Annotated in this window: 13 protein-coding genes; 9 read left to right on the plus strand and 4 right to left on the minus strand. The window is 63.6% G+C overall.

Annotated features, from left to right (window positions below; all coding sequences use genetic code 11):
- The first annotated feature begins 330 nt into the window (after positions 1 to 330).
- From ADIAG_RS21330 to ADIAG_RS04470, 3 genes are all read left to right on the plus strand, one after another.
- Positions 331 to 576: a hypothetical protein gene (locus ADIAG_RS21330; protein WP_007270121.1), complete on the plus strand. Its 246-nt coding sequence runs from the start codon at positions 331 to 333 to the stop codon at positions 574 to 576.
- A gap of 4 nt (positions 577 to 580) precedes the next feature.
- Positions 581 to 1,687, plus strand: coding sequence for a hypothetical protein (locus tag ADIAG_RS04465; RefSeq protein WP_043473294.1), 1,107 nt, complete (start codon positions 581 to 583; stop codon positions 1,685 to 1,687).
- A 223-nt stretch (positions 1,688 to 1,910) separates the two neighbouring features.
- Positions 1,911 to 2,678 (plus strand): hypothetical protein, encoded by a 768-nt coding sequence (locus tag ADIAG_RS04470; protein WP_007270123.1) that lies wholly within the window; start codon positions 1,911 to 1,913, stop codon positions 2,676 to 2,678.
- 109 nt (positions 2,679 to 2,787) lie between these two features.
- Here ADIAG_RS04470 and ADIAG_RS04475 read toward each other — a convergent pair whose 3' ends face one another.
- Complete coding sequence (locus ADIAG_RS04475; protein WP_007270124.1) at positions 2,788 to 3,600, minus strand: alpha/beta fold hydrolase; 813 nt, start codon at positions 3,598 to 3,600, stop codon at positions 2,788 to 2,790.
- 88 nt (positions 3,601 to 3,688) lie between these two features.
- Positions 3,689 to 3,943 (minus strand): antibiotic biosynthesis monooxygenase family protein, encoded by a 255-nt coding sequence (locus ADIAG_RS04480; protein WP_007270125.1) that lies wholly within the window; start codon positions 3,941 to 3,943, stop codon positions 3,689 to 3,691.
- A gap of 242 nt (positions 3,944 to 4,185) precedes the next feature.
- Between ADIAG_RS04480 and ADIAG_RS04485 the strand changes: the two genes are divergently transcribed.
- Genes ADIAG_RS04485 through ADIAG_RS04505 form a run of 5 tightly spaced genes read left to right on the plus strand, consistent with a single transcriptional unit; the run spans position 4,186 to position 9,924 of the window.
- Entirely contained in the window at positions 4,186 to 4,938 is a 753-nt protein-coding gene (locus tag ADIAG_RS04485) for an NUDIX hydrolase (RefSeq protein ID WP_043473297.1), read from the plus strand.
- Complete coding sequence (gene nadA, locus ADIAG_RS04490; protein WP_007270127.1) at positions 4,935 to 6,203, plus strand: quinolinate synthase NadA; 1,269 nt, start codon at positions 4,935 to 4,937, stop codon at positions 6,201 to 6,203. The genes ADIAG_RS04485 and nadA overlap by 4 nt, the downstream gene beginning before the upstream one ends.
- On the plus strand, positions 6,200 to 7,876 hold the full coding sequence (nadB, locus tag ADIAG_RS04495; protein ID WP_007270128.1) for an L-aspartate oxidase: 1,677 nt from the start codon (positions 6,200 to 6,202) through the stop codon (positions 7,874 to 7,876). Before nadA ends, nadB begins: the two co-directional genes overlap by 4 nt.
- 43 nt (positions 7,877 to 7,919) lie before the next feature.
- Complete coding sequence (gene nadC / locus ADIAG_RS04500) at positions 7,920 to 8,777, plus strand: carboxylating nicotinate-nucleotide diphosphorylase (RefSeq protein ID WP_043473538.1); 858 nt, start codon at positions 7,920 to 7,922, stop codon at positions 8,775 to 8,777.
- A 1-nt stretch (position 8,778) separates the two neighbouring features.
- Positions 8,779 to 9,924 carry a cysteine desulfurase family protein gene (locus ADIAG_RS04505; RefSeq protein ID WP_007270130.1) on the plus strand — a complete coding sequence of 382 codons (1,146 nt, stop codon included), beginning with the start codon at positions 8,779 to 8,781 and terminating at the stop codon, positions 9,922 to 9,924.
- On the opposite strand, the gene ADIAG_RS04510 is transcribed toward ADIAG_RS04505, so the two are convergent.
- Both ADIAG_RS04510 and ADIAG_RS21335 read right to left on the minus strand, forming a co-directional pair.
- Positions 9,921 to 10,205, minus strand: a complete 285-nt coding sequence (locus tag ADIAG_RS04510; protein WP_007270131.1) for a hypothetical protein — start codon at positions 10,203 to 10,205, stop codon at positions 9,921 to 9,923. The genes ADIAG_RS04505 and ADIAG_RS04510 overlap by 4 nt on opposite strands.
- Complete coding sequence (locus tag ADIAG_RS21335; protein WP_152426046.1) at positions 10,198 to 10,632, minus strand: hypothetical protein; 435 nt, start codon at positions 10,630 to 10,632, stop codon at positions 10,198 to 10,200. Before ADIAG_RS21335 ends, ADIAG_RS04510 begins: the two co-directional genes overlap by 8 nt.
- Positions 10,633 to 10,921: 289 nt before the next feature.
- On the opposite strand from ADIAG_RS21335, the gene ADIAG_RS04515 reads away from it, so the two are divergent.
- On the plus strand, positions 10,922 to 12,280 hold the full coding sequence (locus ADIAG_RS04515) for a M20/M25/M40 family metallo-hydrolase (RefSeq protein ID WP_007270133.1): 1,359 nt from the start codon (positions 10,922 to 10,924) through the stop codon (positions 12,278 to 12,280).
- The last annotated feature ends 121 nt before the right edge of the window (positions 12,281 to 12,401 follow it).

Below are 12,401 nucleotides of genomic sequence, written 5' to 3' on the forward strand. Positions count from 1 at the left end.
GGGGAGGGGGCGCCTCTTCTGACCTCCGTGGGTAGTCGGGACCGTGCCGTGGGCGAGGCTTCGAATGACGAAGGCGCCCTGCCATTCCCAAGCCGCTGCTAGTACAGTGCTTTCGATGGAGGAATCATTGGAGAGTGGTGCGGTAGCTTCTGTCTGTTTCAAGGAACCAGTCGGAGTACGTCCATCCACGATGACCCTGCCACGTCAGACGGTTAAGCTCGGGAATCTGATGATCCAGACACGGCAGGAAGGCCAGGAATAGCGAGCGGTGGGGCCGAGCGAGGCTCCGAGCAACTCATGCGCCACATGAAGCGATGACGGAGGAACGATATGTCTACGACACCACGAAATCCAGAACCCAAGCGCGATGACCAGTTCACTTCAAGGGACGCAGCAGCAGGTGCGGTGTTCTCCGCGGCAGAGTCCTTTGACTACACGGGAAAACCGGGAGACTTCGACCCGTTTCAAGATGCTGAGCTGATATTCACCCAGGCACCCGAGGCGGCGGGCAGCGATGCAGAGGCTGGCAGTTCCCGTTCGCCCGCACAGCGTGGCCCATGTTCGGACGGCGGCTAGCGAAATGGATACGCAGCCAGCCAAAAAGTTGGTGGTCGGGTTGATCGCGGATCCCGGGATGCCACTCTCCTTCGCCAAGGGCTTGAGCTCTTCCCTCCCGAGTGTGCTCGAAAATATGCTTGATTCCGGGTCCGAATGGAGCGTCGAGGTTGCGGAGCTTTCCTTGCCACTTGACGATCTGGGGGAAATTGAACTCAACTCCCACTCGGCCAAGTTGCGCAAAGAGAACAACTGGGACTACCTGGTGTACCTGACAGATTTGCCCAAGTACGAAAACGGGGAGCCGCTGGCCGCCAGTCACAATGTCGGCTACGGATCCGCCATTGTTGTCCTCTCGGCCTTGGGGATCGTGCGCAGGGCCAGGGTGCGCCGAGCCCTGGTGCAGGTGCTGGCCGCACTGCACGGGGTCGGGGACCCCTTTCTGAAAGAAGACGGTCAAGTATCGACGTCCGCCGATCCGTTTTCCGTAGTGCGCAGGACCCAGGCGGCCACTGCCAACGAAGATGCCTTCGAAACGATCAAGGGCCTGCGTGGGCGATTCCTGCTTCTGGCCGGAATGGTACGCAGCAATCGTCCCTGGAGGCTCGTGCCCAGCTTATCTTCGGCCATGGCAGCGGCCTTGGCCACCGGGGCCTTTGGCGTTTTCTATACCAGCATCTGGAGCATGGCCGATTTCCTGCCGCCCTCACGGTTGACGGTGATCAGCATGCTCTCGGTGGTCATCATGGGTTCCTGGCTGGTGCTGCACAACGGACTTTGGGAACAACCCGTGGGAACCCGCCATCGTGAAAAGCGAGTGATGTACAACTTGGCCACCTTGTTGACCATCTTCTCGGCCATCGTGATGATGTACCTGGTGCTCTTCGCTATCATCCTGGCCGGCGCATTGATCATCATCGACGCCGGATTCCTGTCCCAGTCGCTGGGCCACGACGTGGGATTCGCGGAGTATGTGAATCTGTCGTGGCTATCCGCCTCGCTGGGCACCATCGCCGGGGCGGTGGGCTCGAGCCTGGACAACGTTGACTCCGTCCGCAAGGCAACCTTCAGCCACCGGGAAGTCGAACGACGGCAAATCAACATGAATCAGGACAGCGGAACTGGCGCATAAAACGGTGCCTGCGGGCGTAGCAGGGGCAGCTGGGGCAGCTGGGGCGCCCGCGCACGGGCCGGGGATCTTTCGCCATGTGACAACGCAAACACATGCCGCCAGAACGGTGCGGGGTTGAACCGGTGCTCTAGTGATCGGACCGGACCCCAGGGCAAAGTGTCGGCGCACCATGACAGGGTTTGCTGCGACCTTCGTCCCCGTTGCAAGCCAGGAGCCAGCCGACATGCCAGAACCCACCGAAGACTGTCAACCTTGGTGCGATAACCACGTTGGTGCTTTTTGCGCCGCCGCCTTTGAGTTGTATCTCAAGCCGACGGCACTTCGCGGCAGGGAGAGGCTGCGCGGTATCGAGGGGATTGGTGGCAGCTGCAACGACCTCGAGCTGTCGGTCGGCAGTGATTTGCGCTATGACGAGGACGCGGCACCGACGCTTTGGTGCAGTCTTAACCTCAGCAAGGTGGATGATACCTATCGCGGGGAAGCCCGGGCCGTTCTGCAGACTAACGGCCCGGGCATGAAATCCATCCATGCGCAGCTGGGGCGGTTTCTGGCCTTGGTTCGCAGTGGGGATGCGCACCGGGCCGAGCACCAGCCGGGCATCAGTCCCGCCAAAGTGGTCTGGACGGCACGGAATCCAGCCGAGCAGCACCTAGACGACTGCCAGCCGTGGTGCCGGGACCACGGTGAAGAAGGCTGCGGGTTGAAAATGACGTTGGCGCTGACCGGCAGGTCATCGGACGAGAACCTGGTGTACGGCAACCCGGTCCCGGCTGGCGGGGCAGCCGACCTTTTGGCGGCACGGGCGATCTACACCCCCGGTGCCGAAGGCAGTCAGGGGTGCCTGTACCTCGGCCTTGACTGCTGGAACACCGTGAGCGACGACGTGGACGAGTACCGCACCGATCGCACTGCTTCGTTGCCGGTGACGTTGACTGCCCTGGAACGCATCCACACCAAGCTCGGAAAGCTGCTGGTCAAGGTCGAAGCTTAGGCCTTGGTACTTGGTCCCACGAAGCTCAGTCTGGGTGAGCGCGCGAAAACTCGCTGAAAGTTACCGATGGGAGCCAGAGGGCAAAGTTCCCGCGGGCGCTTCCGCGGGGTTAGGCGGCAAGAAATGCGACTGCAGCGTCCTTGAACTCACGGCTGGTCACTGCGTTGGCGTGGTCTCGTCCCGAGAGCCACAACACCGACTTTTCGGTGTTCCGGGTGGCCAGCAACTCGGTGAGTCGCCCCATGGTCGTGGCCAGGGCATCTCCGTCCCCGGCCACTAGTAAGGCAGGCATGGACGGGATCATTTGCTCGGGGGAGAAGGGCTCTGTTTTGATGGCCTGGATCATGCTCATGAGTGAGAACATGTCGTTGGATTCCACCGTCTGTGCCATGCGCAGCAAGTCGGCGGTGGCCTCGTCGGCGATCGAACTTCCGTCGGCCAGGAACTGTTGGGCGGCATTGAGGTCGAAAGCCGCCAGGGGGTCAATGCTTGCCGGTCCACCGAGCACCAGCCTGTTGACCAGCTGTGGCTGGGTGCCACCGAATTCCCAAGCCAGGCGTGCGCCCAAGGAGTAGCCGACCAGATCGATTCCGCTCATCGGATCATCTGCGGATAGGGTCGTGATGCCTTGATCCATCAGCAGTTGCAGTAGGTCCGCGCGCATGCGGCTTGGCGTGTAGGCGTCCAGATCTTCGGGTGCCGGGGAAGTGCCGTGTCCGGGCAGGTCCACGGCGAGCACCTTGCGTCCGGCTTCGGTGAGGCTGCGGATCCAGCCGGATTTCACCCAGTTCAGATCGCTGGAGGACGCGAATCCGTGCAACAGGACTACCGGGCGGTTTCCCGTGGAAGAAGCGGGCTCGAAAATTGTCAGTCCAAGGGCGTTTGACGTGCCTTCGACGAGGTGGTCATGTGTGGAGTCCATGGGCAGATCATTTCAGATCGGAGTGGGCATTGCGAATGTTAGAGATCCATGGGGTGGCCACATCGGTTTTTCGCGTGGATCGGCGGGGTCAGTCGGCCGTCGCGGCAGGCTCAATGGAGTCAAAGTGCTCCACTAGCGGGAACGGATCGTAAAAGTGGTGCAAGAGGTTCTTCCAGGTTTCGTAGTTCTCCGAGCCGCGGAATCCCTCGATGTGTGCCTGCACGGTTTCCCAGGAAACCAAGACTAAGAAGCGGTGGGGTGTCTCGATGCTGCGCTTCAGTTGGAGCCAGAGAAAGCCTGTGGTCGAGGATATGAGGGGTCTAGCGCGCTCGAAAGCGGCCACGAAGTCGTCCTCAATCCCGGTCAATCCCGGTCAAGCCCGGGCTTGACCGGGATTGAGGCGTGTTCGATGATCATGCTAACCAGCATGCGGCACCCAGACCGGGGAATGGGACACCCCTGGTCCGTGCCGCGCCGGTGATGTCATCTGCCGGTGGTGTCATCTATCGGAGCCCGACTGTCATGGGGCTTGTGAACATGGGTGCCGAGCCGTAGTCTTAGTTCTGGTCAAAGTGACTTTAACTAATGAGGGTGATCCACACAGTGTTTGCAAATGTCGCCGAGCGTGCCGAGCGGCAGCCGGTACTTGCCGTCTCCACGGTGATCTTCTCGCTGCGCGACGACGAGCGTACCGGCCGCAAGAGCTTGTGGTTACCGCTGGTGCGGCGCACCCGCGAACCGTTCCGTGGCCAATGGGCGTTGCCTGGTGGTCCGCTGGGACCGCGCGACTCGTTGGTCGATACCGCGGCCAACAATCTGCGCGACACCACCGGCCTGGTCCCGCGCTACCTCGAACAGCTCTACGCTTTCGGGGACATGGATCGTTCGCCCACCCGCCGAGTGGTCTCCATCGTCTACTGGGCATTGGTCCGCGAGGACGATGATCACAACACCGCCACCGCAGCGAACTCCGAACTGCTCGATGACCCCAACGTCGCTTGGTTTCGCGCCGATGATCCCGAGGTACTGGCCAATCTGGCCTTCGATCACCGGGACATCATCGAGTACGCGCTATGGCGATTGCGCAACAAGGTCGAATACGGTTCCATCGCCCACCGGCTGCTCGGCGAGCGCTTCACCCTCGCCCAGGTGCGTGAGGTCTACGAAGCGGTGCTGGACAAGGCCCTGGACCCGGCGAACTTCCGCCGGCAATTGCGCACCGCGGCAAATATCGAGGAAACCGACGAGTTCCTCTCCGGCGGCAAACACCGTCCCCCACGTCTCTATCGCTACACCGGATCAACTACCCACCCCCTTGAGAGCGAGAACATCTCATGAGCAGCATCGATACCACCCTGCAGACCCTGAAGCTTGTTTCCCCCGAAGCCAGCTGCAACACCGACCTGACCAAAGGCCCTTGGCTCTTTGATACCGGAGAGGCGGCTTACGGCCCGGGGTCCTCGCAAGAGGACCTCGCCCCGATTGACACCCCCCGGCAAGGAGAGCTCCCAGCCGTTTATCGCGAAGCCTCCGATGCCGAGCTGACCGCCCGGATCTTGGCCGCCAAAGAAACGCTCGGCGAGCGTGTGGTGGTCCTGGGACACCACTACCAACGCGACGAGGTCGTGGCCTTCGCCGATTTCATCGGGGACTCCTTCCAGCTGGCCAACGCCGCGCAAACCCGCGAGCAGGCCGAGTACATCGTCTTCTGCGGCGTGCATTTCATGGCCGAGACCGCCGATGTGCTCTCACGCAGTGACCAGGCGGTGATCCTGCCGAACCTGGCGGCGGGCTGCTCGATGGCCGACATGGCCGATGAATCAAGCGTCGAGGAATGCTGGGAACAGCTCATGGACCTCTACGCGGACCAGCGGACCACCGACGGGAAGGCCGCGGTCATCCCGGTGACCTATATGAACTGCTCCGCGGCGCTGAAGGCGTTTGTCGGTAAGCACGGCGGCATCGTCTGTACCTCCTCGAACGCTGCCACGGTGCTTGAATGGGCGTTTGCGCGTGGGCAACGCGTGCTGTTCTTCCCTGACCAGCACCTGGGACGCAACACCGCCAAGGCCATGGGCGTGCCCTTGGAAGCGATGCCGATGTGGAACCCGCGCAAGGCACTGGGTGGCAACGACGCGCAGACGCTGCTTGATGCCCAGGTCATCCTGTGGCACGGATTCTGCTCGGTACACAAACGCTTCACCGTCGCCCAGATCGAGAAAGCGCGTGCCGAACACCCCGGGGTACGGATCCTGGCCCACCCGGAGTGCCCGATGCCGGTGGTGGACGCCGCCGACGAGGCAGGCTCCACCGACTACATCCAAAAGGCCGTCGCCCAGGCCCCGGCCGGCTCGGTCTTCGGCATCGCCACGGAGATCAACATGGTCAACCGGTTGGCTGCCCAGCACCCGGAGCACACCATCTTCTGCCTGGACCCGGTCATCTGCCCGTGTTCGACCATGTACCGGATCCACCCCGGGTACCTCGCCTGGGTGCTTGAGGCCCTGGTGGATGGGGTGGTGCTGAACCAGATCACCGTGCCGGAGCTCGTAGCCGCCGACGCCAAGGTGGCACTGGAACGGATGCTGGCGGCCCGGCCGTGAAGTCCGCGGACCTGCTGATCGTCGGATCCGGGGTTGCCGGTCTCTATGCGGCGCTGACCGCCGCGGTGCGCGGACTAGAGGTGGTGCTGCTGACCAAGGACGAGCTTGCCGATTCGAACTCCTGGTACGCGCAGGGCGGTTTGAGTGCCGTGGGACCGGCCGGCGTGGCCGCGGGGGATTCGATCGCCAGTCATGTGGCCGACACCCTCACCGCCGGGGCACATTTGAACGACGCCCATGCGGTCGCGCTGATGTGTTCCTCCGCCTGGGGACACGTACAGCGGCTCGTGGATGCCGGGGCCCTCTTTGACACCAACGCTGAGGGACAGCTCGCGCGCGGGCTCGAGGCGGCCCACGCACACCCGCGGATCCTGCACGCCGGAGGGGACGCCACCGGCAAGCACTTGGCCAGCGCGCTGATCGCAGCCTGCCGTGCCCAGGAAGCTGCCGGGCGGCTGATCATCCGCGAGCACGCCTTCGTCACCGAACTGCTCACCGAACACCACCCGTACGCGAACCCGGCCGCAGAATCGCCGGCCACCGTGGTCGCCGGGGTACGGGTACTGGGCGCCGGTGGCACCATCGAGGAACTGGAATCCCGGGCGGTCTTGCTGGCCACCGGGGGTCTGGGCCGGCTCTTTGCGGCCACCACCAACCCGCACGGTGCCACCGGCGATGGTGCTGCCCTGGCCTACCGGGCCGGTGCAGTGCTGGCCGATACCGAATTTATCCAGTTCCACCCCACCCTGGTCAGCCCCGGAGGCTTCATGGTCTCCGAGGCAGTGCGCGGGGAAGGCGCCACACTCATCAACGAACGCGGCGAACGCTTCATGCAGGCCATCCATCCGGATGCCGAACTCGCGCCGCGGGACGTGGTGGCCCGCGCCATCCACGCCGTGCGCGCCAAGGGTGGCACCGTCCGTCTGGACGCCCGGGGCGTAGAAGCCCGGCACGGGGCAGGGTTCCTGGCCCGACGATTCCCCTCCATCACCACCGAGCTGGGGAAGCTCGGCTATGACCTGGCCAGTGAACCGGTCCCGGTCACCCCTGCCGCCCATTACTGGATGGGCGGAGTCCTCACGAACGACACCGGCGCCAGCACACTGCCCGGTCTCTTCGCCGCCGGGGAGAGCGCCTGCACCGGGGTACACGGGGCCAACCGGTTGGCCTCCAACTCGCTGCTCGAGGCCCTGGTCTTCGCCTGGCGGTGCGTGGTGAACCTGCCCGCCGACTCCATGGCAGCACCCATGACTAATAACGCGCGCGTCAACGTGAACGTGACCCGGCTTTCCGCCGCCGGGGATGCCGACGACGTCGCATCCCGCGCGCGAGGCGAGGCGCTCCGGGAATTGGAACTGCCCGCACTGCAGGAGCTGGCCCAGGCGCACCTAGGCGTCGAGCGCACCGCGCAGGGCCTGCGCGCCGCCCTGGCGCAGCTGGATAGCTGGCACGTCACCACCGGGGACCGGGCCTCACATGAACGCGCCAACCTGCTCACTCTGGCCAAGGTTATCGCCGAAGCGGCGCTGGGGCGGGAAAACTCCCTGGGCGCCCACTACCGGGTGGACGCCGCCGGCTCCCCACAACCGGTCAACGGCCAGCTGCTTCGTTATGGCAGGGTCCTGGACCCGGCCACCATCACCTCGAACCTAAGGACCAAGACCCTTGTCTAGCCCCGCCACCACCGCCTCCGCAGAACTCCGCACCCAGGGGATCATGCCGGTCCCCACGCGCGTCATCGAGAAAATCGTCTTGGCGGCCCTGGAAGAAGACAATCCCCGCGGGGATCTGACGGGGAACACCCTGATCCCCGCGCACACCACCGCCACCGCCGCGGTCATCGCCCGCGAACCGGGGATCTGCGCCGGGCTGGAGACCTTCATCGCCGCCATGAAGCTCTCCGAGCCAACACTGGTACTCACCCCCGCGCTCGCCGACGGGGACGCCTTTGCCACGGGGGACACCCTGGTCACGGTCTCCGGCCCGGCCCGCGGGTTGTTGGCCGGCGAACGCGTGGGACTGAACCTGCTCCAGCGCCTGTCCGGGATCGCCACCTCCACCGCCGCATTCGTCAAAGAAGCCGCAGGAACAGGCGCGCGGATCGTGGACACCCGCAAGACCACCCCGGGGCTGCGCGTGCTCGAACGTTACGCGGTGCGCTGCGGCGGCGGGCACAACCACCGCGACAACCTCTCCGAGGCCGTGATGGCCAAGGACAACCACCTAGCGTTGCTGGGCACCGGCTCGACGCTAACCAACGCGCTGCGCAAGGCCCGCGCCTCCCTGGGACACACCGTGCACTTCGAGGTGGAGATCGATTCGCTGGACCAGCTCGACGCGGTGCTCGCCGCCGGGGTCGATACCATCATGCTGGATAACTTCAGCGTGGCGGACCTGGCCACCGGGGTACGCCGGATCGCCGGTGCCGCACTCGTGGAGGCCTCGGGGAACGTTAAGCTGGACACCGTGGCAGCCATCGCCGCCACCGGGGTCGACGTCATTTCCTCCGGCGCCCTGACCCACTCGGTGCGCGCCCTTGACCTCGGCCTGGACATCAGGATGGAAGCGAACTGACTTGATCTACCTCGATGCCGCGGCAACCACCCCCGTGCGCCAGAACGTGCTGGATGTCATCATCCCGCTGCTGACCCACGACTACGGCAACCCCTCCAGCACCCACCAGATGGGTGGCAGCGCCAAACGTGCCCTGGACTATGCCCGGGAGACCGCCGCCAAGACACTTGGGGTACGCACCGGGGACATCGTTTTCACCTCCGGGGGCACCGAGTCCAACAACCTGGCCATCAAGGGCCTAGCGCTGGGCACCCCGCGCGGGAAGCACCTGCTGATCTCCGCGATTGAACACCCCTCGGTGACCGAGGCCTGCCACTACCTGGCCAAGCACCACGGGTTCGACCTAGACATCGCACCGGTGGATGCCCAGGGCATCCTCGATTTGGAGGCTTTCACCGCGCTGCTGCGCCCGGATACCACCCTGGTCAGTGTGATGGCGGTCAACAATGAGGTGGGCACCATTCAGCCGATTGCCGAAGTTGCCGCTGCCGCGCGTGCCTTCGGCGCCCTGGTGCATTGCGATGGGGTGCAGGGTGCCGGATGGCTGGAGATGGCCGGCATTGCCGCACACGTCGACGCACTGAGCCTCTCCGGGCACAAGATCGGCGGGCTCAAGGGGGCAGGGCTGCTGATGGTCCGCGGGAAACTGCCGCTGGAGCCCTTGGTCCACGGCGGGGGCCAAGAACGTGAACGCCGCTCCGGAACCGAGAACGTGGCAGGTGCCGTAGCCACCGCCACCGCGCTGTCGCTGGCCGCGGAAGCCAACGCCACCGGGACCGCCGAAGGCTACGGAGAGCATTTCATCAGCACCGTGCTGGATGGGCTGAACACCGAGGGGCGCATTCGGGCCAGACTCACCGGGGATGCCGGACGGCGCATTCCGGGCATCGTCTCCTTCGTCTTCCCCGAAACCGGGGGCGAGACGGTGCTGCTGGAACTCGAACGCCGCGGGGTGGTGTGTTCCTCCGGGTCGGCCTGCGCCGCCGGATCCACCGATCCCTCACACGTATTGCTGGCGATGGGCTACGACGAGGACACCGCGCACACAGCGGTGCGGCTGAGCTTCACTCGCACCGTGAAGGAAGCAGAGATCGCCACCTCCGCCCGTGCCGTGGTGGCAGCGGTTCAGGCGATTGCCGGGGTTTAGGCGCCGGACTTCATCCTTTGGCGTTTGGCATCCGTGGAACCAGAGCCCTCGATATGGGGGTATTTTCGGGGTATGAAGGGGTCCGTAGGTTTTTTGCCTTGCATAATCGCTTGTGTACGCACCATGGTGTCATCGGACTGTTCGAGGATCCGGGCGCGCTGGGGGTCTCTGACGTAAATGACAGTGTCGTCGTACTTCAAAAAAACCTTAATCTGCCGGGCTTCACTGGGAACGCTCAGGGCCTCGATCATTTCTTCACGCGTTGGCACTTCTTCATCCATGTTGTTCCCCTCCTTCATTGGCAGATTCCGTGTTTTCGTTGTAGCGGCCTTCATGCTCATTATCCCTCTGTTTGGCACGTTCTACCAGCAAAGCATCGAATTCATCAGTCAAGCTGTCATTGCTTGGAACGAGGGCTGTTTCGAAGATCAAAGACGCATCTTCTTTGGTCTGTAAGCCACTTCTACTCAGATGGTTCATAACATTGGCGCCCATCTGTTGGAGATTCGGATTTTCCGAAGCCGAGCTTTCGATTCCCCATTGGGCCCTTTTCCACCATTCGGAGCGTTTGTCCGCTTTGGCTTTCTGCCGATAGGCCAAGTAAGCGACAAAAACGACGAGAAGAGTGACCGCCGGTGCGAAACCGCCAATGATATCGGCCCATTGAGTCCATGCCGATAGCTCGATGGGGGCGAGGTGTGTTCCCAACAGTTCCTCCCGATGGCCGTGGCAGCCAGCATACCCATCTATCTTGAAAACTCCGCGCCTAGGGTGCCACAAAGTTTGCGCGAAACCTGTCCCGTCGGACGGGAACAACATTTGCCTGATTGAGGCTAAATCGAGGATTCCGGATTGCGCGTATTATCTCCTGCATTCCTCTGCCTGTTCCCTGATCTAGCCGACATGACCCGATGGGAAGATTCCAGCCGGGCTATTGGATTCAATGGTCGGGCGCACTCGCAATGTCCAACAAACCCCAAGAGGTAGGCTATGAGCCATGTCACTGACCTCGAATATTGGGTCCACGCCGGAACGTGGTGCCCAAGAAGTTGCTGCCAAGCTCACACGGTTGATCGCTTGCCGGACGGTCTCCCGCCCGAACCGTGACGAAGAGGACCGCGAGGAGTTCACCCGGCACGCCCAACTGCTCACCCAACTCTTTCCTCACGTGGCCGGCGCCGTTGAGCAGCACACGCTGGGGATCACCGGACAGCTCTGGCATTGGCGGGGCACCGAGAGCAGCAAGCCCGTAGTGCTGATGGCCCATCAAGACGTGGTGCCGGTTGAAAGCGAGGAGGACTGGGAACACCCGCCCTTTGCCGGAGTGATCGCCGACGGGCGGATCCATGGCCGAGGCGCACTGGATGACAAGGGGGACCTGGCCTGCATCCTGCAAGCGGCCGACGAATTGGCTGCCACGGGCTTTATCCCAGGACAAGACATCTACTTCTTCTTCGGGGACTGTGAGGAAACCGCCGGACCCACCGCGATGCTGGCCGTGGACTTCCTCTCCGCAGCGGGCGTGCGCCCGTGGATGGTGCTCGACGAAGGCGGAGCAGTGGCAAGCCAAACGTTCCCGGGCATCAACACACCGGTCGGCGTGATTGGGGTCAGCGAAAAGGGCCTGCTGGACCTGGAGCTCACGGCCACCGACGCCGGCGGGCATGCATCGGCCCCGCCGCGCTTCGGAGCCGTGCAGCGCATCGCCCGAGCCGTGGGCAGACTGCAGGCCAAGCCCTTCCCCGCCTCGATGCACCCGGTCACCAGCGAGACCTTCCGCCGCCTGGGAGCCGGAGCCCCGGGACTCATGGGCACCGGACTGAAGTGGGTGGCCCGACGCGGAAGAATCGCGGCAGAGACGCTGGCGTTGCTCGGAGCCGAACCCGCGGCCATGGTGCGCACCACCGTGGCAGCCACGCGCCTGGAGGGAAGCGATGGCATCAACGTACTGGCCCGCCGGGCCGCGGTGGTGCTGAACATTCGTATTGCAGTCACCGAGTCGGTGGAAGGAGTCATCGCCGGTATCCGCAAACGCGTGCGCGATCCACGGATCAACCTGTGCGTGCTCAGCGCGACCGAACCCTCACCGATATCGCCCATCAACTCGGAGGGCTTCGCGCTGCTCGAATCCGCGCTGGGGCACTCGCACCCCGGGGCGAGGACGGTCCCGTACATCATGATGGCAGCCACCGACGCCCGCCGCTTCACTGGGATCTGCACCCAGGTGTACCGCTTTGCACCGCTGGGTATGGACAAGGCCCAACGCGGTTCCATCCACGGAACCAATGAATGGGTAGAAGTTGCCGAATTGGGTCGGGCGGTTTCCTTCTACACCTTCCTGCTTCGTTCGCTCTAGACGACGTCTTTCGGGGGTGGAATGCGCGGGAGGGTAAGTCGATACGCCCCTGAATCGAAACTATGTTCGAATCAGGTTTTGGTGTGCTCCGAGCCAAGGTCCCTTCGTGCGGAAAGATCGC

It is taken from the genome of Paeniglutamicibacter gangotriensis Lz1y (assembly GCF_000348945.1).
Taxonomy (GTDB): domain Bacteria; phylum Actinomycetota; class Actinomycetes; order Actinomycetales; family Micrococcaceae; genus Paeniglutamicibacter; species Paeniglutamicibacter gangotriensis.